Annotated in this window: 23 protein-coding genes and 2 pseudogenes; 20 read left to right on the top strand and 5 right to left on the bottom strand. The window is 61.8% G+C overall.

Annotation, left to right across the window (positions count from 1 at the left end):
• Positions 1–17 precede the first annotated feature (17 nt).
• Positions 18–596, bottom strand: a complete 579-nt coding sequence (locus IVB50_RS36265; protein ID WP_026233656.1) for a TetR/AcrR family transcriptional regulator — start codon at positions 594–596, stop codon at positions 18–20.
• Between the two features lie 86 nt (positions 597–682).
• Between IVB50_RS36265 and IVB50_RS36260 the strand changes: the two genes are divergently transcribed.
• From IVB50_RS36260 to IVB50_RS36240, 5 genes and pseudogenes are all read left to right on the top strand, one after another.
• Positions 683–1,765: an efflux RND transporter periplasmic adaptor subunit gene (locus IVB50_RS36260; RefSeq protein ID WP_247299695.1), complete on the top strand. Its 1,083-nt coding sequence runs from the start codon at positions 683–685 to the stop codon at positions 1,763–1,765.
• 39 nt (positions 1,766–1,804) lie between these two features.
• Entirely contained in the window at positions 1,805–2,260 is a 456-nt protein-coding gene (locus tag IVB50_RS36255; RefSeq protein WP_018458764.1) for a nuclear transport factor 2 family protein, read from the top strand.
• Between the two features lie 70 nt (positions 2,261–2,330).
• Positions 2,331–2,708, top strand: a pseudogene (locus IVB50_RS36250) (efflux RND transporter permease subunit); the annotation flags it as partial.
• A 430-nt stretch (positions 2,709–3,138) separates the two neighbouring features.
• Positions 3,139–4,338, top strand: a complete 1,200-nt coding sequence (locus tag IVB50_RS36245; protein ID WP_018458766.1) for an ABC transporter substrate-binding protein — start codon at positions 3,139–3,141, stop codon at positions 4,336–4,338.
• 57 nt (positions 4,339–4,395) lie between these two features.
• A complete protein-coding gene (locus tag IVB50_RS36240) occupies positions 4,396–6,198 on the top strand; it encodes an AMP-binding protein (protein ID WP_018458767.1) in 1,803 nt (600 codons plus the stop codon).
• Between the two features lie 26 nt (positions 6,199–6,224).
• Here IVB50_RS36240 and IVB50_RS36235 read toward each other — a convergent pair whose 3' ends face one another.
• A complete protein-coding gene (locus IVB50_RS36235) occupies positions 6,225–6,737 on the bottom strand; it encodes a helix-turn-helix domain-containing protein (protein ID WP_018458768.1) in 513 nt (170 codons plus the stop codon).
• 238 nt (positions 6,738–6,975) lie between these two features.
• Between IVB50_RS36235 and IVB50_RS36230 the strand changes: the two genes are divergently transcribed.
• The gene (locus tag IVB50_RS36230) at positions 6,976–7,608 is read left to right on the top strand and encodes a 2-hydroxychromene-2-carboxylate isomerase (protein ID WP_018458769.1); all 633 of its coding nucleotides are present in this window, start codon (positions 6,976–6,978) and stop codon (positions 7,606–7,608) included.
• 98 nt (positions 7,609–7,706) lie between these two features.
• Positions 7,707–8,906: a CaiB/BaiF CoA-transferase family protein gene (locus IVB50_RS36225; protein WP_018458770.1), complete on the top strand. Its 1,200-nt coding sequence runs from the start codon at positions 7,707–7,709 to the stop codon at positions 8,904–8,906.
• A gap of 33 nt (positions 8,907–8,939) precedes the next feature.
• On the opposite strand, the gene IVB50_RS36220 is transcribed toward IVB50_RS36225, so the two are convergent.
• Together IVB50_RS36220 and IVB50_RS36215 are read right to left on the bottom strand one after the other, a co-directional pair.
• Positions 8,940–9,617 carry a glutathione S-transferase family protein gene (locus IVB50_RS36220; RefSeq protein WP_026233657.1) on the bottom strand — a complete coding sequence of 226 codons (678 nt, stop codon included), beginning with the start codon at positions 9,615–9,617 and terminating at the stop codon, positions 8,940–8,942.
• A 1-nt stretch (position 9,618) separates the two neighbouring features.
• Entirely contained in the window at positions 9,619–10,362 is a 744-nt protein-coding gene (locus IVB50_RS36215; protein WP_026233658.1) for an SDR family NAD(P)-dependent oxidoreductase, read from the bottom strand.
• Positions 10,363–10,591: 229 nt separating this feature from the next.
• Between IVB50_RS36215 and IVB50_RS36210 the strand changes: the two genes are divergently transcribed.
• From IVB50_RS36210 to IVB50_RS36180, 7 genes are all read left to right on the top strand, one after another.
• Entirely contained in the window at positions 10,592–10,837 is a 246-nt protein-coding gene (locus IVB50_RS36210) for a hypothetical protein (protein ID WP_157643067.1), read from the top strand.
• Positions 10,838–10,851: 14 nt separating this feature from the next.
• A complete protein-coding gene (locus tag IVB50_RS36205) occupies positions 10,852–11,589 on the top strand; it encodes an SDR family oxidoreductase (RefSeq protein WP_018458774.1) in 738 nt (245 codons plus the stop codon).
• A 9-nt stretch (positions 11,590–11,598) separates the two neighbouring features.
• Positions 11,599–12,780: an acyl-CoA dehydrogenase family protein gene (locus tag IVB50_RS36200; RefSeq protein ID WP_018458775.1), complete on the top strand. Its 1,182-nt coding sequence runs from the start codon at positions 11,599–11,601 to the stop codon at positions 12,778–12,780.
• A 23-nt stretch (positions 12,781–12,803) separates the two neighbouring features.
• Positions 12,804–13,934 carry an acyl-CoA dehydrogenase family protein gene (locus tag IVB50_RS36195; protein WP_018458776.1) on the top strand — a complete coding sequence of 377 codons (1,131 nt, stop codon included), beginning with the start codon at positions 12,804–12,806 and terminating at the stop codon, positions 13,932–13,934.
• Positions 13,935–13,948: 14 nt separating this feature from the next.
• Entirely contained in the window at positions 13,949–15,136 is a 1,188-nt protein-coding gene (locus tag IVB50_RS36190; protein ID WP_018458777.1) for an acetyl-CoA C-acyltransferase, read from the top strand.
• Between the two features lie 22 nt (positions 15,137–15,158).
• Complete coding sequence (locus IVB50_RS36185) at positions 15,159–16,169, top strand: nitronate monooxygenase family protein (RefSeq protein ID WP_018458778.1); 1,011 nt, start codon at positions 15,159–15,161, stop codon at positions 16,167–16,169.
• Between the two features lie 152 nt (positions 16,170–16,321).
• Positions 16,322–16,618 (top strand): YciI family protein, encoded by a 297-nt coding sequence (locus tag IVB50_RS36180; RefSeq protein ID WP_018458779.1) that lies wholly within the window; start codon positions 16,322–16,324, stop codon positions 16,616–16,618.
• 18 nt (positions 16,619–16,636) lie between these two features.
• On the opposite strand, the pseudogene IVB50_RS36175 reads toward IVB50_RS36180, so the two are convergent.
• Positions 16,637–16,810: pseudogene (locus IVB50_RS36175) on the bottom strand (acetyl-CoA C-acetyltransferase); the annotation flags it as partial.
• Positions 16,811–16,980: 170 nt separating this feature from the next.
• Here IVB50_RS36175 and IVB50_RS36170 point away from each other — a divergent pair.
• The 6 genes from IVB50_RS36170 (at position 16,981) to IVB50_RS36145 (ending at position 23,692) form a co-directional block, all read left to right on the top strand.
• Positions 16,981–17,868: an AraC family transcriptional regulator gene (locus tag IVB50_RS36170; RefSeq protein WP_247299693.1), complete on the top strand. Its 888-nt coding sequence runs from the start codon at positions 16,981–16,983 to the stop codon at positions 17,866–17,868.
• Between the two features lie 206 nt (positions 17,869–18,074).
• Complete coding sequence (locus IVB50_RS36165) at positions 18,075–19,148, top strand: sugar ABC transporter substrate-binding protein (protein WP_026233659.1); 1,074 nt, start codon at positions 18,075–18,077, stop codon at positions 19,146–19,148.
• A gap of 60 nt (positions 19,149–19,208) precedes the next feature.
• Positions 19,209–20,033 carry an ATP-binding cassette domain-containing protein gene (locus IVB50_RS36160; RefSeq protein WP_085350866.1) on the top strand — a complete coding sequence of 275 codons (825 nt, stop codon included), beginning with the start codon at positions 19,209–19,211 and terminating at the stop codon, positions 20,031–20,033.
• Entirely contained in the window at positions 20,030–21,286 is a 1,257-nt protein-coding gene (locus IVB50_RS36155; RefSeq protein WP_247299691.1) for a sugar ABC transporter permease, read from the top strand. Before IVB50_RS36160 ends, IVB50_RS36155 begins: the two co-directional genes overlap by 4 nt.
• Before the next feature lie 27 nt (positions 21,287–21,313).
• On the top strand, positions 21,314–22,042 hold the full coding sequence (locus tag IVB50_RS36150) for an SDR family oxidoreductase (protein ID WP_085350868.1): 729 nt from the start codon (positions 21,314–21,316) through the stop codon (positions 22,040–22,042).
• Positions 22,043–22,066: 24 nt separating this feature from the next.
• A complete protein-coding gene (locus IVB50_RS36145) occupies positions 22,067–23,692 on the top strand; it encodes an FGGY-family carbohydrate kinase (protein WP_247299689.1) in 1,626 nt (541 codons plus the stop codon).
• Positions 23,693–23,754: the final 62 nt, after the last annotated feature.

The following is a 23,754-nucleotide window of genomic DNA, read 5'->3' as shown; positions in this document are numbered from 1 at the left end:
TTATCAAGCACCGATCTTCAAGCGGCGACAGTGTCGCGAATCTGTCGCGACGCCGTTTCCAGAAAGGCCTGAGCGAGATCGGGATCGTTGACGACGCGTGAGAGTGTCAACGCTCCGACCATCGTCGAAAGAATGGCCATGGCTTTGCTCCTGGATTCCTCGTCGCTCGTTTCGGCAATCAGGCGGCTGAGGATTTCGATATGCGCTTTGATCCCGCCTTCGAACGACGCTTTCACCTCGCTGCTCTGTCTGGCCACATCCGAGCCGAGCGCCACGATCGGGCAACCGTCCATCTTTTCGTCGCGATGATCCGTGCTGAGATAGAACCCCATCACCGCCCCGAGGGGATCCTCAGGGGCCGCGGCGATGGCGGTCGACCATCGCAGCGTGGCGCTCTCCAGCGCGCGCGTCGACGCCTGCGCGGCCAGGTCCTCCTTTGACTCAAACTGCTTGTAGAATGCGCCTTGGGTCAGCCCGGCAGCTTCCATCAGGTCCTTGAGGCCGATGCCGTCAAATCCCCGCGACCGAAACAGGCGGCTTGCGACATTGATGACGTTTTGCCGGTTTTCCTCAGCCTGAATGCGACTCACTCGCATCATTGGTCTCCCCATTTTAGATTGCGTTCGACATCTATTATCCGGTATAGAGCTCGAACGCAATCTATCTGGCATGAGGCCACGTTATGAAAAAGCGACAGATGATCGTGCTGGGGAGCGTCCTGATCGCGGGATGCGCGGTGGCCGCATTCGTTACGCTTCGCGCGCCGGCGGCCTCGGCCGTGAGCGATCCGAGGCAAGAAGCCCCGATCGTCAGGATCGCGGCCGCGGGCGCGGGTGACCGGATCGGGGCGCGGGTGCAGAGCAGCCTCGGTTTTCGCGTTCCCGGCAAGATCGTGGAGCGGCTTGTGAATACCGGTGAGCAGGTCAAAGCCGGTCAGCCGCTGATGCGGATCGACGAAACCGACCTTCGTCTTGCGGTCACGGCGAAGCGCAACGCCGTTGCTGCCGCGCGCGCGTCCGTCGTGCAGACCGAAGCGGACGAACCGCGATACGCCAAGTTGGTGAGCAACGGCTGGGCTTCCCGACAGCGCTACGAGCAAGCCAAGGCCGCGCTGGATACGGCCGAGGCGCAGCTTGCGAGCGCTGAAGCCGATGCACGGGTTGCCGAGAACGAGGCGACGTACTCGATCCTGGTCGCGGACGCGGACGGAACGGTGGTCGAAACGCTTGGCGAGCCCGGGCAGGTCGTTTCGGCCGGCCAGACGGTTGTTCGGATTGCCAAGGCCGGTCCTCGCGAGGCGGTGGTCGCGCTCCCTGAAACGATCCGGCCGGCAATCGACTCCGTGGCCGAGGCCAGCGTGTACGGAGCAGCCGAAGGGTGGCGCTATACGGCGCGTTTGCGGCAATTGTCCGACGCCGCCGATGCCCAGACCCGAACCTATGAAGCCCGGTATGTCCTGGACGGTGAAGCCGCGGCCGCACCACTTGGCGCGACGGTGACCATTCGGCTACCGAGCCAAACGAGCGAGCCGCAAGTTCAGGTGCCGCTCCGAGCAGTGCTCGATGATGGCCGCAAGACCGGAGTTTGGATCCTCGACAGCGCCACCTCAACCGTACGCTTTCGGCCGATCAAGCTTGTTCGGGTGACCGACGAAACCGCCGTGATCTCCGGCTTGAATTCTGGTGATCCAATTGTTTCGCTCGGCGCTCACCTCCTGCAGGAGGGCGCTCGTGTCAGGACCGCCGCTGAAAGCCGGAGCAACTGAAGAGTCTCAATCGTTCCGCCCCAGCCGCTGGAGAAGCACATGTACAGCTACATCGTCGAGCAGGAAATCCGAAAGACCTTCGACCATGTCAACAACCATCGCTGGGATGAAGCGGTGAAGGCGGTCGCGCCGCACATCCATCACCGTGTTTCCGGCCATCACGCGTTGGGCGGGGAGCGCCACGACAAAGCGGCCCTGCGCCGCTGGTTCGAGCGGCTCGGACGCGTCCTGCCCACGCTCCATATCAGGGTCAACAACGTCTGGGTGAAGGGCTGGCCCTGGAACACCACCGTGTTTGTCGAATGGGACGGCACCGCAACGCTGCTCGATGGCGACGGCTCGTACGTCAACCGCGGTCTCCACGTGTTCACCCTGCGGTGGGGCAGAGTCCATGCCCTCGAGGAATTTCAAGATTCACAGGAAGCCGCGCGCGGGCTTGCCGCCCAAGCGGCAGCTGGCCTCAAGGAAGCTGCCGCCCAGCCAATTGTAAGTTAGCAGATGAACCTTAATCTTTCCGCGATCGCCGTTCGCGAACGGGCCGTTACCCTGTCTTCATCATCCTGCGTTCGGGTTCAACGCCATTCTTGGCCTGATCGGACTGGCAGGCATCCTGATGCGCAATACCCTGATCCTGACCGAACAGATCAAGGAGAATCGTGCTGCCGGCCTCGATGACTATCACGCCGTCATCGAAGCCACCGTGCAACGCACCAGGCCGGTGATCCTGACCGCACTTGCCGCCGTGCTGGCCTTCATTCCTCTGACGCATTCCGTGTTCTGGGGATCGACGGCTTATACGCTGATTGGCGGCACGGCAGTTGGCAAGGTCCTGATCCTGCTGTTCCTTCCTGCGCTTTATGTGGCCTGGTTTCGCATCAAGCCAGCCCCCTATGAGCGTTCGGCGAAGGATGCAGAATTGCGAACAGCAATCGCCGCCGAGTAGGGCTCGGCGAAATCTATCCCTGCTGCGCCGTGGGTGCCTGGCTAGATAAGCCAGGCACTGCGTGGTCTCGCGGCGGCCTTATAGTTCAAAAAAAGAATGTGTGCAGCAGCATGGAAATGCGCCAGCGATCCTGTCCTAGAACAGCCGAAAACGCGGCCTTATACGCAGGATTTAGACCAAGTTATTTCCAAGTACGAGGACGGGGCCTGTCGTCCAAGTCACGGCACGTGAGCATCTAATCGCTTGACGAGTTCAAAAAAAGAACTGTAGGCTGCGCACGAGATGGCCGAACGCAACGGCCGCGACGTGCCGGATTTGCGGCTGGACCTGTTCTGCGCGATGCCTCTTCGCAAAGGGCGCGACGAGCCGCCACCGGCGCAACAAAACAAAGCCGCACACTCGAGAAGGGGTGCAAGTTTGGGAGGACGCAATGCTGGTGAGATGGAAGATCGTCGCGGCTCTGGCTCTATTCCTGAGTGGTCCCGCATTCGCCGCCGACGAGCCGGGAATCTCTGCTACCGAAATCAAGATTGGCGGGGTTTTTCCCTTCAGCGGACCGGCATCATCGATCGGTCTCGTGGGCAAGGGGCTCATGGCCTACGTTCAGGCGTTGAACGACCGCGGCGGCGTCAAAGGACGCAAGATCAACTACATCGCCTATGACGACGGATATAGTCCTCCCAAAGCGGTGGAGCACGTCCGCAAGCTGGTCGAAAGCGACGAAGTGTCGTTCATGTTCGGCCAGCTCGGCACGCCCGGCATCTCGGCCACTGCAAAATACCTGAGGGCCAAAGGGGTACCGAGTGTCGCCATCGTCAGCGGCTCGTCCAAGTTCACGGACGTCGCCAATTACCCGCTGATCACCACGGGTCTTGTCAGCTACGACACCGAAGGAAAAATCTACGCCAAATACCTGACGAGAACGCTACCGAACGCCAAGTATGCCATCCTCTATCAGAACGACGATCTTGGCAAAGATTACGTCGCTGCCTTCAAGGCGTTTCTCGGCAAGGATTTCGACCGCAAGGTCGTCAGTGCTTCCTACGAGGTCACTGAACCGACGATTGACTCACAGATTACCAATCTGAAGAGCTCGGGTGCCGAGGCCTTGGTGATCGCCGGGACGCCGAAGTTTGCGGCGCAGGCCATCCGGCAAGCTTCGGTGATTGGCTGGAAGGCGACCGTAATCATCAATTTCCCGTCCGGATCGGTCGGAGGCACGCTCGCACCGGCCGGCCTCGACAAATCGGTCGGCGTGATGGTCGGGACCACCAACAAGGACGTCCTGGACGAGACATGGAAAGACGACCGGGGTATGCAGGCCTACCGGGCGTTTTTCGAAAAGTATCTGATGGGCGCCGATATCACCAACGGCAGCTATCTGACCGGTTATCAGCAAGGCGTCCTGCTCGAGCGGATCCTCAAGCAATGCGGTGATGATCTGTCGCGGAAGAATATTCTGGCGCAGGCGAAGAACCTGAAAGACGTCGTCGTTCCGACTGTGCTGCCCGGGATCAAGGTCAACACGAGCGAGACCGAGAACATGATCTGGACGCAGATGCGGCTGCAGCGCTGGACCGGCACGACGTGGCAAGCGTTCGGAGACGTCTTGGACGCCAGGTCGGAGTGACGCTTGGCGCAGCCCGCCCGTTCTATCCATCCGCGGTAATTCAGGAGATCGTTTTCGATGTCGGCGAAGCCATTGACGTTTGCGCCACGGGAGCTCTCTGTCGAGCGCCGCACCGACGGCACGCTCATATTGAGGTCGCCGCTCGAATTGGGGCCATGCGACTGGCGCGTCACCGATTTTCTGCCGCGCTGGGCAAACGCGGCTCCGGACAGAATATTCCTCGCGCAACGCAATCCCAAAGGGGGATGGGACGAGATCACCTATAGCGAGGCATGGTCGCAGGTGCAGGCGGTCGGCCAGAGCTTGATCGACATGGGCGCAAAGCCGGCTGACAGGCTGGCAGTGCTTTCGGGCAACTCCATCGAGAACGCGGTGATCTCCTTTGCGGCGATGTCGATAGGTGTCATTCTGGCGCCTATATCGCCGAACTACACGCTGATGCCCGGCGGCCTTGCGCGCCTTAAGGACATCGCGCAGGTGCTGCGTCCGAACTTCGTTTTCGTTCAGAGTGGACGCGACTTTTCCGCGGCCCGTTCCATTCCCGAATTGGCAGACTCGACCTGGATCAGCGTCGATGGCGCGCCGGAGACGACGCCCTTCCGGGTCCTGACGGATCGAACGGACCGTGAAGGATTCACGCGTGCGTCGGGTGCAATTCCCAGCGACGCCGTTGCAAAAATTCTCTTCACCTCCGGTTCGACCGGCCTGCCAAAGGGCGTGCTGAACACGCATCGCATGATGGCGAGCTCGCTGCAAATGGGGAGCCTGCTGGTGTCGCCTCCGGAGGCGCCGGTTCAGGTCGAATGGCTGCCGTGGCACCATACGATGGGCAGCAACGTCATTCTTCACGGCATTCTCAGGAACGGCGGGACGCTCTACATCGATGACGGTCGGCCGCTGCCTCAGCTCTTTCACAAATCGGTGGCGAACCTCAAGGAGATCTCGCCGACGGCGATGTTCAACGTTCCCGCCGGCTATAACCTGTTGTGCGATGCCATCGAGAACGACTTCGCCCTCGGCGCCAGCATCTGCAAACGGCTGGATCGATTGAGCTACGCGGGGGCTGCCATTTCGCAAGGAACGCTCGAAAAACTCTATCGGCTGACTTCATCGGTCACGGGCCGGCGGATTCCGGTGATGTCGGGGTACGGGACGACCGAAACGGCGCCGACAATCAGCACGACGCATTGGGCAACGGATCGGCCGGGCGAGATTGGCCTTCCCGCGCCGGGCGTGCAGCTGAAACTGATCCCTGTTTCCGACACGTACGAGGCCAGGGTCAAGGGCCCCAACGTCACCCCCGGTTATCTCGGCAGAGCCGATCTGACGGAGAAGGCTTTCGACGAGGAGGGGTTCTACCGCATCGGCGACACCGTGTCGTTTATCGATCCCGAGAAGCCGGAGTTCGGTCTGCGTTTCACCGGCAGAATTTCGGAGAACTTCAAGCTCGCGAACGGCACCTGGGTTGCGATCGGCAATATGCGTGCCGCCATCCTGGCCGCAACGCGCGGCGTCCTACTGGACATTGTCGTTGCCGGAGAAAACCGTGATGCCTGCGCGCTGCTATGCTGGCTGAATCCAACCGAGGCGGCGCGGATTTCGAACGCGCCGGCTGCGGATTTGACCTGCGACCCCAAGGTGCTCGAATTCCTGAGACATCGTTTGCAGGAATACAATGAGGCCGTCGGAAGCAGCGAAAAAATCTGCACGTTCACCCTGCTGAAGGATCCGCCCTCATTGGCCGCGGGAGAAATCACCGACAAGGCCTATGTCAATCAACGTGCTGTGCTCAAGCACCGGGCTGAACAAGCGGACCGTCTCCACTGCAACGAACCCGACGCAGCCGTGATTCGAGTCTGATTCAGTGCCTGACGCCGGTGGCCGGCTCAAGCGGCGCTGCGGCGCGCCTTTGCCTTCGGCTTGTCAGGTGCGGCTGTCGTCAGCGGGCTTTGGGCGCCGGGGCCTGGATGGGTATGAACCTCTTTGGCCGAGAGCGGCTCGCCGCATTCAGAGCACACCATGACCGGGTCGAAGTCCTTTCCGCACTTGCGGTGCTGGTGCAGCAGCGGCCGGCCGCGCTCGTCGACCATGTGAGTGTCGCCCCAATGCACGAGCGCCATCATGATCGGATAAAGATCGAGACCCTTCTGGGTCAGGATATATTCGTGCCGCTTTGGCGCCTCCTGGTAGGGAATGCGGCGCAGAATGCCCTGCCGGACCAGCTTCTTCAGCCGTTCGGCGAGGAGATGACGTGTAATTCCGAGCGCCGACTGGAATCCTTCGAAGCGCCGCGTGCGCAAAAAACATTCGCGCAGGATCAGAAGGGTCCAGCGGTCACCGATCACGCCGATGGTCCGGGCCATCGAACACGGCTCTTCCTCCAGTTCTTTCCACTTCATCCGTATTCTCCAGTCATCCCAGCGAGACCCGCTCGAATCGCTGCCGAGGCCGCCATGTTTGCCTTGCATTCTAGATAGGTACTGAATTCCAAACAATACCCGATGAAACGGTCAAACCAGCATAAATCTAGCCGAATTTGACAGTTCGTTTTTAGAACTGTAGAAGTGAGAACAGGCAAGCCATGCGATTGGATCGCCGGTCCCTGACCATCCAATACGCTCTGCGGGAGAAGCGGTCATGACCCTCAAGGTTGAATTCCAGTTCGATTTCGGCAGCCCAAACGCGTATCTGGCGGAGGTCGCCATCCCCGGGATCGAGCGGCGGACCGGGGTAAAATTCGAGTACGTCCCGGTCCTGCTCGGCGGGATCTACAAGGCGACCGGCAACATGTCCCCGTTCGACTCGCTTCGCGGGATCAAGAACAAGCCGGAATACCAGGCGCTCGAGACCCAGCGGTTTATCCGCCGCCACAACATCACGAAATTTCGTCAGAATACCTTCTTTCCAGTCAACACTTTGATGCTGATGCGCGGCGCCGTCGCGGCCCAGTTCGAAGGCGTATTCGAACCCTATTTCCGCGCCGCCTATCATCACATGTGGGAGGAGCCCAAGAAGATGGATGATCCCGAAGTGTTCCGGACCGCATTTGCCTCCTCGGGGATCGACATCGACAGGCTGGTTACGCGCGCGCAGCAGGATGACGTCAAAAAGAAGCTGATTGACCTGACCAATGACGCGGTCGCCCGCGGTGCCTTCGGCTCGCCGACATTCTTCGTCGGTAAGGAGATGTTTTTCGGCAAGGATCAACTCCGGGACGTCGAGGAATCGATCGTCGAACAGACCCGGCAGCCCGTTTCCAAGACCGGCTAGTTACCGACTTGCGGTCCGTGCGGGTTGAGGCGAAGGGCTGACGGTAAGCCGGAGTTTATCCTCAGCCCGTCGGCAGAAAAACAATCCAGGAGAGTGAAATGGCTGGTCCGCTTAGCGGCGTTCGTGTCCTCGATCTGACCGGCGTGGTGTCGGGCCCGTTTGCGACCATGTTTCTGGCGGACCAGGGCGCCGACGTGCTCAAGATCGAGCCGATCGGTGGCGATATCACCCGTCGCAGCCGGGCCACCATCGACAAGGACGGCGAGTTCTCCGCGCTGTTCATCTCGTCCAACCGCGGCAAGCGTTCGCTCTCGATCGACGTCAAGAGCCCCGCCGGGCACGAGGTGCTGGCCAAGCTGGTCGCGCAGGCCGATGTTCTGGTGCAGAACTTCCGGCCCGGCACCATGGAGCGCCTCGGCCTCGGCGTCGAAGAACTGCGCCAGCGTCATCCGCGCTTGATCTATGTCTCGATCAGCGGCGTCGGCGACACCGGGCCCTATGTGAAGAAGCGCGTCTACGATCCAATCATTCAGGGCCTGTCGGGCTTTGCCGATATCCAGTCGCAGCCGGTCACCAATCGCCCGCAGATGATCCGCACCATCGTGTGCGACAAGACCACCGCCGTGTTCACCGCGCAGGCGGTGGCGGCGGCGCTCTACGCGCGTGAGAAGACGGGGCAGGGGGATCATATCCAGGTCGCGATGCTGGACGCGATGATTTCCTACCTCTGGCCGGAAGGCATGATGCAGTACACGGTGGTCGGAGCCGAGGCCGCTGCCGCCGATCCCAACGACCGCCCGGATCTCGTGTTCAAGACCAGCGATGGTTACATCACGGCCGGCACCATCTCAGATTCCGAATGGCAGGGCTTCTGCCGCGCGTCCGGCGATCCCGAGCTCGCCAACGATGCCCGGTTTGCGACCCCGTCCGCGCGTTCGGTGAACGCCACGGCGCGCATCAACAAGATGGCGGAGTATATCGGCCGGCACACGACCGCCGAATGGCTGGAGCGGTTGGACGCTGCGGATGTCCCTTGCGCGCCGATCCTGCGGCGCGGCGAGATCATCCACAATGAGCAGGTCGTGGCGCGAGGAATCATCGCGGAGTTCGACCAACCGAAGGTCGGTCGTGTGCGCCAGCCCAAACCCGCGGCCCGCTTCGAGGTCAACCAGGCTGCCATCGGCGGACCGGCCCCGCGCGTCGGGGAGCACTCGCGCGAGGTGCTGCGCGAACTGGGCTACGATGATGGCGCGATCGACGATATGGTCGCTGCACGGACGCTACGCGTGGCCATGTAGGTCGAAGCGCTTCGCGCGTCCGGCGAACGGTTCTCAGGCCTTGGCAGGCGTCGGTTTAATTGGTGCGCGCGGAGCATTCGCGGCAACCGCTCGCTGGTAAGCCTCCCGGCTTCGCATGCGCTCGAGATAGGGCCGCGCATTGTCGCAGATGCCTACCCCGTAGGCGACCGCCCAGTCCAGGCACGTCGTCAGCAGGATGTCGGCGCTGCTGAATCGCTCGCCCATGATAAAATGTCGGCCGTCGGCCAGCGCGACCTCGACATGGCGCAGCTGCGCCCGAAAGTATTCTGCGGCTTGAGCTACGACCTCCGTCGCGACGCCGTAAATTGGGCCGAGCGCATCGGCGCTGTGACGGCGCATCACATACAGGCTAGTCGAGTCGAGCTCGGTGACGATAAAGAAGCACCATTCCAGCCACGCGGCATAGTCGCGGGTGGATTCAGGGATCAATGCACGCTCCGGCGTTGAGTACATCCGCGACAGATAAGCGACGATCGCGGCGCTCTCGCCGATGCGGAAATCACCGTCCTGCAGCAGCGGAATCTTCTGGCGCGGATTGAGCCTGGTATATTCGGCGGTCTTGGTCTCGCCGGTCCGTGGGCCGATCGGTTTGATCTCGTAGGCCAGCCCCAGCTCGTGCATCGCCCAGTGCGGCCGAACGGTGCGGCTTGTCCCGACGCCCCACAAAGTGAGGTCTGGATTGTCGCTCATGTCACCATTTCTCTACGGCGGGGCGAAGATCGAGTTCATGGGTCCAGCCGTCGCGGCTTTGCTGATGGGCAAACCAATACGCTTCGGCAATTGAGGAGGTCTTGGTCAGGCTGTCGGGCGGGATCTCACTGGCCTCGATCCCCCTGGCCGCTTTCATGCGCTGATGAATAGCCTCGCTATCGACGCCAGCGTCGATGATGAGATGGACGACGTGAATGTTCTTGGGCCCGAGCTCGCGCGCCATCGCCTGGGCCAGCGCGCGAAGGCCGAATTTTGCCGACGAGAACGCGACAAATCCCTTGCTGCCCCGGATGCTTGCGGTCGCACCGGTAAAAAGAATGGTGCCGCATCGGCGCGGCAGCATGACGCGCGCGGCTTCGCGTCCGACCAGGAAGCCGGCGTAACAGGCCAGCTCCCAGGCCTTGAAGAAGAGCTTTTCGGTAGTCTCCAGCAGGGGCTTGTTGACGTTCGAACCGGCATTGAACAGGCAGATCTCGATCGGACCGATGTCGCGCTCGACGCCCGCGAATAGCTTCTGGACTTCTGCTTCCTGACGGGCGTCGACGCTGAAGGCGTGGATGTTGTGGCCTTTCGCCCTGAGCTCGTCGACAAGCGCCTGAGATTTGGTCGGATCGCGTCTGCAGATGCAAATAGTGTAGCCGCCGCTGGCAAACCGCCGCGCAACGGCAGCGCCGATGGCATCACCCGCGCCGACCAGCATCGCGACCCCGCGACTTTCTCCCATGCTGCCTCTCCCATAAGTTCTTATTTGATACGCTATGGGTATCGGTTGGAAGTCCGGTTGTAAACGGTGTTCTCAAGAGCGCTGGAACAGGGCAGTAAGCTTGCCGTTTTCTGATCCGATCGTGACAACAAAATAGCGATTGACGAGTTCTAAAAAAGAACGCATGTTTCGCTTCGAGGCGCAATGCTGAAAAAGGCGCCGATGTTTTTCAGTCGGGAGGCGGTTAGTCGTGGCGAAGCTGTCGCAAGCACTCGGTCTCGATCAAACCGCTTTTCGGTTTGCTGGCCGCATCGACCAATCGACAGATCGCCATCTTGCCAAAGCGGTGGACCAGATCGGGCCGATCGAGGACTGCGCCACGACCATGGTAGCCTCGATCGGCGCGATGGCGAATCCCGATCGTTCTGGTCTCGCTCAAAAAATGTGGTCCACCAGGGCCGATAGAACTGCTTCGCACACAGCGCGCCTAACCTAACTGGGAGAAGTTCCTTGAAAAAGAGAAATGCAACCGTCGCCGTGATCGGCGCGGGCGATTTCATCGGCGGCGAGATCGCCAAGAAATTTGCCTCCGAGGGCTTTACTGTCTTCGCGGGTCGCCGCAACGGCGACAAGCTGGCGCCGCTGGTCAAGGAGATCGAGGCTGCCGGCGGCGAGATCCACGCACGTTCGCTCGACGCGCGCAAGGAGGAGGAGATCGTCTCCTTTCTGAGCGACGCCGACAAGCACGCACCATTGGATGTCTGCATCTTCAATATCGGTGCCAACGTCAACTTCCCGATCCTCGAGACGACCGAGCGCGTGTTCCGCAAGGTCTGGGAGATGGCCTGCTACTCCGGCTTCCTCGCCGGGCGCGAGGCGGCCCGGCTGATGCTGCCGCGCGGCCAGGGCAACATCTTCTTCACCGGTGCGACCGCTTCATTGCGCGGTGGCAGCGGCTATGCCGCCTTTGCCAGCGCCAAATTCGGACTGCGCGCTGTGGCGCAGGCAATGGCGCGCGAACTCGGCCCGAAGAATATCCACGTCGCGCACCTCGTTATCGATTCCGGCGTCGACACCGAATGGGTCCGCCAGCGGCGCCTGGAAGCGCTCGGGCCTAATGCGCTCGACGATCCGGATCTGCTGATGCCGCCGGCCTCGGTCGCGGCGTCCTATTGGCAGCTGTATCAGCAGCCGAAGAGCGCCTGGACCTTTGAGCTGGAAATCCGCCCCTTCGGTGAGAAGTGGTAGGAAGCGCAGATGGAACTCGCACTGTCTCCCGAAGATGCGGCCTTCCGTGATGAGGTGCGCGCTTTCATCGCCGAAAACTATCCGAAGGAAATGCGGGTCCCTAATCCGGAGACCGACCTGACCAAAGAGCAATCGTTGCTCTGGCACCAAATTCTCTACGAGAAGGGCTGGATCGCGCCGCTTTGGCCCAAGGAATTTGGCGGCCCCGGCTGGTCGATCACCCGGCGTTTCATCTTCGAGCAGGAGACCAGCCGGGCCGGGACGCTGCCGCCGTTGGCGTTCAGCGTCACCATGGTTGGTCCGGTCATTTACACCTTCGGCAATGATGCCCAGAAGCAGAAGTTCTTGCCGCGGATACTGTCGGGTGAAGACTGGTGGTGCCAAGGCTATTCCGAGCCGGGCTCAGGCTCAGACCTCGCCACCGTCCGGACCAAGGCTGTGCGCGACGGCGACCATTACATCGTCAACGGTCACAAGACCTGGACAACGTTGGCGCAGCACGCCGACTGGATCTTCTGCCTGGTGCGTACTGATTCGAGCGCCAAGCCTCAGGCGGGCATCTCGTTCCTCCTGATCGACATGAAGTCGCCAGGCGTGACCGTGCGTCCGATCATCACGATCGACGGTTCGCACGAGGTCAATGACGTCTTCCTCGAGGATGTCCGCGTTCCCGTCGAGAACCTGATCGGCGAGGAGAACAAGGGCTGGACCTACGCAAAATTCCTGCTGGGCAACGAGCGCACCAGCATGGCCGGGATCGGCCGGTCGACGCGCTACCTCGACCGGTTGAAGAAGATCGTGAAAGCGGAGATCGCAGCGGACGATCCGGCGCATCTCGAATTTCGCAAGGAGATCGGCCGGCTCGAGCTCGATGTGCTCGCGCTCGAGGCCACCGAGCTGCGGGTCGTTGCCCAGATGGCGCGCGGCATCGATCCGGGGCCCGCGGCCTCGCTGTTCAAGATCCGCGGCACCGAGATCTTCCAGGGCATTACCGAGCTCACACATCGTGCCATCGGCAACTATGGCCTGGCGCTTCGCGAGCAACCGTCGGGCGCAAACCAGTTCATGCCGGGTGCCGATTACGGCCACACAGCGTCGGAGAAATACCTGAACGCGCGCAAGCTCAGCATCTACGGTGGATCAAACGAGATCCAGCGCAACATCATCGCCAAAGCGGTGCTCGGTCTCTAGCAACAGCGCAACAAGAGGATCGGATGGATATCCAGTTCACGGAAGAGCAGGAACTGTTGCGCTCCAGCGTACAGCGTATGCTACGCGACCAATACAGCTTCGAGGCGCGCCGCAAGATCGTGGCCAGCGAAGAGGGCTGGAGCCGCAAGCAGTGGGGCGCTTTTGCGGAGCTCGGCCTGCTCGCCGCGCCATTCTCCGAGGAGAGCGGCGGACTTGGTGGCGGCCCGCTCTCTACTATGATCGTTGCCCAGGAGTTCGGCCGCCACCTTGTCGTGGAGCCGTACGTGGAGACGGTCGTGCTGGTCGGCGGCTTGATCGAGCAGGCAGGGACGAAAGAGCAGAAGCAGGCCTTCATTCCCGATATCATCGCCGGACACAAGATCTGGGCGCTGGCCTGGACCGAAAAAAACTCGCGCTTCGATCTCGCCAATGTCGCGGCCACGGCGCGGCGAGAGGGAAAGGACTACACGCTTAGTGGTGAGAAGACCGCCGTCATAGCGGCGCCTTGGGCCGATTATCTCATCGTCTCCGCCCGGACTGCCGGCAAGCGCGACGATTGTGGCGGCGTCAGCCTGTTCGTCGTCGACGCCCGGGCGGCGAATCTCGAATTGCGGAGCTTCAAGACCATCGACGGCCGCCGTGCCGCGGAGATCACTTTCCGCGATGTGCGCGGCGAGTTGCTCGGCAGCGAGGGCGAAGGCGTCGCCCTGCTGGAAGGCTGCCGCGACAGGGCCATCGGCGCGCTCTGCGCCGAGGCGGTCGGCGCGATGGCCGAACTGAACTCTGCGACGCTGGAATACGCCAAGGCCCGAAAGCAGTTCGGCGTCACCATCGGCAGCTTCCAGGTGTTGCAGCACCGGATGGTCGACATGTTCATCGCGCATCAGGAGGCGCTTTCCCTGATGCAGCATCTCAGTCTCAGCCTCGGTGCCGGCGAAAGTGGCATCTCGCGCCTCGCCTCCGGCGCCAAGTCGAGGGTCGGCTATGCCGGCAAGTTCATCGCCGACCAGGCGGTGCAGCTCCACGGCGGCATGGGCATGACCGACGAATTGAACGTCGGTCACTACTTTAAGCGAATCTCCTCGATCAATATCCAGTTCGGCGATCCCGCTCACCACTTGCTGCGTTATGTGCAGCTCGACGCGGCAGCGTAACCAAAGAGGCAGCCATGACGACAGAGGCAGTTATCGTTTCCACCGCCCGCACCGGCGTCGGCAAGGCCTATCGCGGTGCGCTGAACAACACCGAGGGGCCGACCATGGCTGGCCATGTGATGGCCGAAGCGGTGAGGCGCGCGGGCGTTGAGCCGGACGAGGTCGAAGACGTGGTGATGGGTTGCGCGATGCAGCAGGGCACCATGGTGATGAACGTCGCACGCAAGGGGGCGGTTCGTGCCGGCCTGCCGGTCACCGTCGCCGGCACCACGATCGATCGGCAGTGCGCCTCCGGCCTGCAGGCGATCGCGGTCGCGGCCCGCTCGATCATGCTGGATGGCGTCGAGATCGCGATCGGAGGCGGCATCGAATCGATCAGCCTGGTGCAGAACGACCACATGAACAGGTTCCACGCCGTCGACGACGAGCTGATGGCGATGAAGCCCGAGATGTACATGTCGATGCTCGACACTGCCGAGATTGTCGCCGAGCGCTACAAGATCGGTCGCGACCGGCAGGACGAATACAGCCTCGAATGTCAGCGCCGCATTGGTGCCGCGATGCAGGCCGGTCGCTTCAATGACGAGATCGTCCCGATCACAACGACGATGGCCGTCGTCAACAAGGACACCAGGGAGGTCTCCTATCAGCAGGTGACGCTGTCGAAGGACGAAGGGCCGCGCCCCGAGACCACGGCGGAAGGATTGGCGAAGATCAAGCCGGTATTCGAAGGCAAGACCATCACGGCCGGCAATGCCAGCCAGCTCTCCGACGGAGCATCGGCCTGCGTGCTCATGAGCGACAAGACCGCCACCAAGAAGGGCCTTAAGCCGCTCGGCATCTTCCGCGGCTTCGTCGCCGCCGGAGTCGAGCCGGACGAAATGGGCATCGGTCCGGTCGCGGCGATCCCGCGCCTTCTCAAGCGCCACGGCCTGAGGATCGATGACATCGATCTTTGGGAGCTGAACGAAGCCTATGCTGTCCAGGTGATCTACTGCCGCGACAAGCTCGGCATCGATCCGGACAAGCTGAACGTCAATGGCGGCTCGATCGCGATCGGCCATCCCTACGGCATGACGGGCAGCCGGCTTGCGGGCCATATCCTGATCGAGGGGCGGCGGCGCAAGGCGAAGTACGGCGTGGTGACCATGTGCATCGGCGGCGGCATGGGCGCGGCCGGCCTATTTGAACTCGTCAACTGATCGGAAAGCGGAGAAAGCGCACGTGAAGACAGCAATCACTGAACTGTTCGGCATCCAGCATCCGATCATCCAGGGCGGCATGCATTATGTCGGCTTTGCCGAGCTTGCCGCCGCGGTCTCGAATGCCGGCGGTCTCGGCATCATCACCGGCCTGACCCAGCGGACGCCGGAGCTGCTGGCGAAGGAAATCGCGCGCTGTCGCGACATGACCGACAAGCCGTTCGGTGTGAACCTGACCTTCCTGCCGAGCTTCACTGCACCGCCTTATCCGGAATATATCGCCGCCATCAAGGAAGGTGGCGTCAAGGCGGTGGAGACCGCCGGCCGCAGCCCGGAAGCGTACATGCCCGCGCTGAAGGCTGCCGGCATTAAGGTGATCCACAAATGCACTTCGGTGCGGCATTCGCTGAAAGCCGAGAAGATCGGATGCGACGCCGTCAGCGTCGACGGCTTCGAATGCGGCGGCCATCCCGGCGAGGACGATATCCCGAACATGATCCTGCTGCCGCGCGCGGCGGATGAACTGAAGATTCCGTTCGTGGCCTCGGGTGGCATGGCGGATGCGCGCAGCCTCGTTGCTGCGCTGTCGATGGGCGCCGCCGGCATGAACATGGGTACCCGCTTCGTCGCAACCAGGGAAGCTCCCGTCCACGCCAACGTCAAGCAGGCCCTCGTCAAAGCCACCGAACTCGATACCGTGCTGGTCATGCGCGCGCTGCGTAACACCGAGCGCGTGCTGAAGAACAAGGGTGTCGATCAATTGCTCGAGGTCGAGCGCGAGAAGGGGGCGAGCCTCAAGATCGAGGACATCCATGAGCAGGTCGCGGGTGTCTACCCCAGGGTGATGGTCGATGGTGACATGGATGCCGGTGCTTGGAGCTGCGGCATGGTGGTCGGACTGATCCACGATATCCCGACGGTGAAGGAGCTGATCGACCGCATCATGAGGGAAGCCGAGCAGATCATCCGGCAGCGGCTGACTGGATTTCTTGACGGTACTGTCGCCGATCTGGCCACGCGCGCCGTTGCTTGACAAAGGTTTGCATGCGAGCGCTTCAGTGCCGAGATCAATGCTCGCTGATCGCATTGAGCAGCGGATCGGCGTGACCGATTGATCTCTCAAGTTGGGGGGGCGGGCCAGGCCGACAAGCAAGCTGAAATGTCGTTTTCACCGAGGAGCGGCCAATGAAGTACTATCTCTGCAAGTACATTCCGCCCCGGGCGGATTTCCTGGCGACCATGAGCGCCGCTGAGAAACAATGGATGAAGCAGCACGGTGCGTTCCTGGATGATCTGCTCGCAAAGGGGCAGATCGTCGCGCACGGTCCCGTCACGGACCCGCGTGGCGGTTATGGCGTGTCGCTCTATCAGATCCCAAACGATCTCGACATCGAGGCGGTCACCTCGGAAGATCCTGTCGTGAAGAACGGCGCCGGCCACTATGAGCATTACCCGATGATGCATTTGAAGGCGCGCGGCTGAGATCCTCCCCTGGACCAATTTGGCAGCGTGGGTGGCATGACCTTTGATCTGTGCCAGCACGGGTAGGCCATCGCGATCGGCGAGACAGCGTTTTGCAAGGATGGGAGCCGCGGCGCCGTCGGCATTGGCGGGGGAGGCGGCCGGCGTAATAGTGCCGTTGGTGCGGAACGCTGCCTTCAATCCGGGAACTTGGCCGGACGGCGTGCTGCACGTCAAAAAAGTATCAGTTCACATCTGAAATGGTGGTGGCGTGCCTAGGTACTGGTCGCTACTCTGCCAACGAGAGGAAGCGCTGAACCAATCAGCCGATAAGGGAGCGGAGGCGGATCATTACAAGCCGCACCGGCCTGAAGGGAGGGGACATGGAACCGGACCTGGAAGTTGTCCAGATACGGCGCGGCGAGTCATTCAAGGCGTGGTCGCACGGCTACCCATTCCACACCGTCCGCTGGCATTTCCATCCCGAGTACGAGCTCCATCAGGTCGTGGCCACCAGCGGACGCTATTTCGTCGGTGACTTCATCGGCAACTTCGAACCAGGTAATCTCGTGCTCACCGGCCCCAATTTGCCGCACAATTGGGTGAGCGATCTGCCAGCAGAGTGCGCCATCCCGCTACGCGGACGCATCCTTCAATTCAGCGAAGAATTGATCGGCGACCTGATGAAGGTCATGCCTGAGCTTTCGGGCCTTGCCGCACTGCTGGATTTTTCCCGGCGTGGTGCGCTGTTCACCCGCAGCACGAGCGATGCGCTCGTCCCACTCATGGAGGAGATCGTCACGGCGAACGGCGTGCGCCGGATCGAGCTGTTCTTGATGATCTTGGGGATACTCTGTCGCGCCGCGCGACAGGCGCGTCCGCTGTCCAGCCCAAACTATCTGCCCGATCCGTCTGGCTACATGTCCGTGGGAATGAACAAGGCACTCGCATTCATCCGGAAGAATCTGACGCAACCTTTCGGCGAAGCGGAGCTTGCTGCGATCGCCGGTCAATCGCAAAGCGCATTTTCGCGCTCGTTCCGCCGGCACACGGGCATGTCATTGGTGCAATACGTTAAGCGGCTGCGTATCAATCTCGCTTGTCAGATATTGATGAGCGACGAGCAGGCTTCCATCACCGACATCTGCTTCGAGGTCGGCTTCAACAATCTCTCCAATTTTAACCGGCAGTTCCTGGCCGAGAAAGGCATGCCCCCTTCGCGCTTCAGACGATTGTTGGCGCACAACATCGATGAGGCGCACGCGGCCTAGCCGCATAGGAGCAAAGAAGGAGGATCGTTACGGAAGAATGACGCGGACACGCCGACGGCGGTCCGCGACAGCAATCGTTCGACCAGAATTCTGCGCGGCTCCGAGCACCGGCGCCCATCGTGCCGTCGGAAACGGAAGCAGCGAGGGCCTGACTTCGAAGGATCAACGACGACACCCTGACACCCAGTCTGGAAAGGAAATCTGAAATGAGAAAGTTCTCTGCTAAATATGCGGGCACAATTGGCATAGCCCTCTCGCTGCTCGGCACAACAGCCATTTCTTCGCGGGCCGCAGAGGTGAAGAACGCGACCGTCGCCTTCCTGATGCCGGACCAGGCCTCCACCCGCTATGAACAACATGATTATCCGGGCTTCGTCGCAGAGATGAAGAAGCTGTGCGACAGTTGCAAGGTGATCTACCAGAACGCCAGCGCGGATGCCGCGCGGCAGCAACAGCAATTCAACTCGGTGATTTCGCAGGGCGCCAAGGTAATCGTGCTCGACCCCGTCGACTCCACTGCCGCGGCATCCCTGGTCAAGATGGCACAATCGCAAGGCATCAAGGTCATTGCCTATGACCGGCCGGTCCCCGACGCCAAGGTCGATTTTTACGTGTCCTTCGACAATCAAGCCATCGGCAAGGCTATCTCCGAATCGCTCGTCAAGCATCTTAAGGCCGCCAACGCGACGGCGAAGGAGGGCGAAGGCGTACTCGAAATCAATGGATCGCCGACCGATGCCGCTGCGGGACTCATCAAGAAGGGGATCCACGAGGGGCTTGATAAGAGCGGCTATCCAATTCTGGCCGAATACGACACGCCGGACTGGGCGCCGCCGAAGGCGCAGCAATGGGCGAGTGGCCAGATCACCCGCTTCGGCAAGAAGATCCTCGGCGTCGTAGCTGCCAATGACGGCACGGGCGGTGGCGCAATTGCCGCCTTCAAGGCCGCAGGTATCGAGCCGGTGCCGCCGGTGACGGGCAACGATGCGACGATTGCCGCGCTTCAGCTCGTCATCGCAGGCGATCAGTACAACACGATCTCCAAACCCAGTGAGATCGTGGCAGCTGCTGCGGCGCAAGCGGCGGTGAAATTCCTCTCCGGAGAGATGCCCAAGGCGGAAGCTACGCTATTCAATGCGCCATCGAAGTTGTTCGTGCCGGCCGTCGTCACTCAGGAGAACCTGAAGGCGGAGATTATCGATAAGAAGATCCAGACGGCCGATCAGCTCTGCACGGGCCGATATGCCGCGGGTTGCAAGAAGCTTGGCATCACGCAGTGACGACGTCGGTCCCGGCCGCTTCCGGCGGCCGGGACGAAGGATGAGAGGGCGAATTGGGACATGACCACGATCTCGGATGCCGATGACGCGCAGGGCGGACCGCGCAAGCCGGTCTTGAGTCTTCGCGGAATTTCCAAGCATTTCGGCGCCGTGTCCGCCCTGACCGATGTTGATCTCGATGTGCATGCCGGCGAAGTCGTGGCACTTGTGGGTGATAACGGTGCAGGAAAATCCACGCTGGTGAAGATCCTTGCCGGCGTGCACCAACCCACCTCCGGAACGATCACGTTCGGCGGTGAACATGTTGTCCTGTCCGACCCATCCATGGCACTCGGCCTCGGCATCGCCACCGTTTTCCAGGATTTGGCCCTCTGCGAGAATCTCGACGTGGTCGCAAACATCTTCCTCGGCCGCGAGCTCAACCCGCTGCGGCTCGACGAGGTCTCCATGGAGCTTCGCGCCTGGACCTTGCTCAACGAGCTGTCAGCGCGGATCCCGAGCGTGCGAGAGCCCGTGGCGTCGCTCTCCGGCGGACAGCGCCAGACCGTGGCGATCGCGCGCTCGCTGCTGACTGAGCCGAAACTCATTCTGCTCGACGAGCCGACTGCGGCGCTCGGCGTTGCCCAAACCGCTGAGGTGCTAGACCTCGTCGAACGCGTTCGCGCACGCGGTCTCGGCGTCATCATGATCAGTCACAACATGGAGGACGTCCGCGCGGTTGCCGATCGGATCGTGGTGCTGCGCCTCGGTCGCAACAACGGCGAGTTCGATCCCGACGTGTCCAATCAGGATCTCGTTACGGCGATTACCGGAGCGGACGAAAATTCTGTCTCGCGCCGCGCCAGGCGGCGCCGCGCCCCTCAGTCGCCGGAGCTTGGGCGATGACCGACGACACGCAACCGGTTTCGACGGCGCGGTTGCTCGACCGCAGTGACGAACGAGTCAAGCACGCGGACACGCTTGGAAACATGATCGGCGCCTTTGTGGACCGTGTGCGGTCGGGTGATCTCGGAGCGCTGCCGGTGGTCGTCGGGCTCATCGTCATCTGCGCGGCGTTCGAGACTCTCAACCCTGTTTTTCTCGCGCCGAACAATCTGGTCAATTTGCTTTTCGATTGCGCGACAGTGGGTGTGATCTCGCTGGGCATCGTCTGTATCCTGATGGTCGGCGAGATCGATCTGTCGGTCGGATCGGTGAGCGGGTTCTCTTCGGCGCTCGTCGGCGTGCTTTGGGTCGCTCAGGATTGGCCGGTCGCCGTGGCGATCGTCACGGCGTTGGTGCTGGGCGCTGCCATCGGCGCGCTCTATGCATTTTTGTTCAATCGTCTGGGTATGCCGAGCTTCGTCTCGACGCTGGCCGGCCTGCTGACGTGGCTCGGCCTGCAGCTGTATCTGCTCGGCTCCTCCGGCTCGATCAACCTTCCGTATGGATCGACGCTGGTCAATTTCGGACAGATGCTCGTCATGCCGTCGATCGTATCCTACGTGCTGGCGGCGGTCGCGAGCGTGGTTATGTTCGTGACCGGCTACCGAACGGCCGCGCGCCGGCGGGCGGCGGGGCTATCGGCCAGTTCGCTTGGCCGCATGGTGCTGAAGGCGCTGCTGGTCACCATCGTGCTCGAATTCGTTGTCTATTATCTCAATCTCGGGCGCGGCATTCCCTGGATGTTTGGTCTGTTCGTCGGCTTGTGCGTGATCATGAATTACGCATTGACGAGAACCAAATGGGGCCGCTCGATGTCTGCCGTCGGCGGCAATCGCGAGGCGGCCCGTCGGGCTGGCATCAACGTTCGCCGGGTCTATTCGACCGCATTCATGTTGTGCTCCACGCTGGCCGCTGCCGGCGGCATTCTGGCCGCAGCGCGGCTGGCATCTTCCAGCCAGCAGGCCGGGACCGGGGATGTGAACCTCAACGCGATCGCCGCCGCGGTCATCGGTGGCACGAGCCTGTTTGGCGGCCGCGGGAGCGCCTATTCCGCGCTCCTCGGCGTCATCGTCATCCAGTCCATCGCGAGCGGCCTCACGCTGCTCGATCTCTCCTCGTCGCTGCGGTACATGATTACGGGCGCAGTCCTTGCCATTGCAGTCATCGTCGATTCGCTGGCACGGCGCTCGCGCCTTTCCCACGGCCGAGCTTGAACAACTCTCATAGGAAAAGGACAAGCCTTGGCCCAGGAACTTGCAGAAAAAGTCGCGGCGATCACCGGCGCCGCATCGGGCATCGGTCTCGAATGCGCTAGAACATTGATCGGGGCCGGCGCGCGGGTAGTGCTGATCGATCGGGCGGAGGAGGCGCTGAGCAGCGCCTGCGTTGCGCTGGGCGATCAGGCGATTCCTTTACGTATCGACCTCACCGATCCCCTGAGCATGGAAGAGATGATGCCGCAGGTGCTGGAGAAAGCGGGTCAACTGGACATCTTCCATGCGAATGCTGGTGCCTATGTCGGCGGCGAGGTGCTTGGCGGCGATCCCGACGCGTGGGACCGCATGCTCAATTTGAACGTCAATGCGCTGTTCCGGTCGATCCATGCGGTGCTGCCGCACATGGTTGAGCGCAAGAGCGGCGACATCATCGTCACCAGTTCGATCGCAGGTCTCGTGCCTGTCGTCTGGGAACCGATCTATACCGCGTCCAAGCACGCCGTGCAGGCTTTTGTGCATACTCTGCGCCGGCAGGTCGCGAAACACGGTTTGCGCGTCGGCGCCGTTGCGCCCGGTCCAGTCGTGACCGCGCTCATCAAGGATTGGCCCAAAGAGAAGATCGAGGAGGAAATGGCGGCCGGTGGCTTGATGCAGCCCGTGGAAGTCGCGCAGGCAGTGCTCTTCATGTTGACGCGCCCGAGAAACGTCACCATCCGCGACCTCGTCATTCTGCCGCAGAGCAACGATCTGTAACATCTTCCGATCGGCGATCCTGAGATGAACAAGCAACCCGATAACCGCCATTTCCTTGGCATCGATGTCGGCACCGGCAGCGCACGGGCCGGACTCTTCGACCGCTCCGGCAGGCTCCTGGCGAGTGACAGCGCCCCTGTTGCACTTTGGCGGGAGGCTGGCGACGTGGTCGAGCAGTCGAGCGAGGATATCTGGCGTGCCGTATGCCGCAGCGTGCGTAGCGCGGTGGTGCAGGCGGGTATCGCGGCGGACAGTATCGCTGGCATCGGCTTTGACGCGACCTGCTCGCTGGTGGTGCTTGGCGAGGCGGGTGTGCCGCTGCCCGTCGGGCCGTCCGGCGATCCTGCTCGCAACGTCGTTGTATGGATGGATCACCGCGCTGCGGATCAGGCGCGCCGTATCAACCAGTCGGGCGAGAAAGTTCTCGACTATGTCGGCGGAACGATCTCTCCCGAGATGGAGACGCCGAAACTGTTGTGGCTCGCCGAAAACATGCCCGAGACGTTCTCCCATGCGTGGCAGTTTATGGACTTGACTGATTTTCTCACTTGGCGTGCAATAGGGAGTTTGTCCCGCTCCATTTGTACCGTGACGTGCAAGTGGACCTATCTGGGCCACGAAGACCGCTGGGACGATCAATTCTTCCGCAGGATTGGCCTCGGCGTGCTGCCGGATGAGCAGTTCCGCAGGATCGGCACCGAGATCGTGCCCGGCGGGACCAGGCTGGCAGCGGGCCTGACGGCGAAGGCCGCGGCCGATCTCGGACTCGCGACGGGTACGCCGGTCGCCGCCGGCCTCATCGATGCACATGCCGGCGGGGTTGGTACGGTGGGGGCGCGCGGAGCGGCGGGTACGGTGCTCACGCGCATGGCCTATGTATTCGGAACGTCCGCCTGCACCATGTCGACCACACCGGACCCATCCTTCGTCCCTGGCGTTTGGGGACCTTATTTCTCCGCCATGGTGCCTGGGCTTTGGCTCAATGAAGGCGGACAGTCGGCCGCCCGCGCTGCGATCGAGCATCTGTTGCAGATGCATCCGAATTCCGCGCAAGCGACACAGGCTGCGGGCCAGAAGCAGCAGACGCTTGCCGATTGGCTTGCCTCGGAAATCGAATCACGCGGCGGTGCCGAAATGCTCCCGGATTTGGTCGGCCAGCTTCATGTCGTCCCCGAATTCCTCGGCAATCGAGCGCCGTTCGCCGATCCCGGCGCGCGCGCACTGATTGCGGGCCTTGATATGCGCTCGGATCTGGAGAGTCTGCTCGCGCTTTATCTTGCAGGGCTTTGCGGCCTCGGCTGCGGGGCCCGGCAGATCGTTCGCGCTCAGCAAGACAAGGGCATTGCGGTCGATACGATCGTGGTCAGCGGCGGTGCCGCAAAGAGCCGCCTCGTGCGGCAGGTCCTCGCCGATATGACGGGTTTGACGGTCGCTGCGCCAGCCTCTCCGGAGGCCGTCCTGCTCGGCTCCGCGATGCTTGGATCAGTTGCCTCGGGCGACCATTCCGACCTCAGTGAGGCGATGCAGGCGATGTCGGTCTTGGGAGACATCCATCAACCCCAGGCCGCTTTGGCAGGCTGGGTTGATCAGCGCATGGGAGCCTTCGAGGCTCTGCAGAAGGTCGGCCGGGCAATTAGAAGAGCTTCTTAGCTCTTGCCAACTGGACCCGGCACCAAGCACGGCATCTGACCCGGGCCGAGCCGCGATCCTAG

It is taken from the genome of Bradyrhizobium sp. 87, assembly GCF_023073015.1.
GTDB lineage: Bacteria > Pseudomonadota > Alphaproteobacteria > Rhizobiales > Xanthobacteraceae > Bradyrhizobium > Bradyrhizobium canariense_D.
Note: the sequence above shows the minus strand (reverse complement) of the source record. Positions and strands in the feature narration are given on the sequence as shown.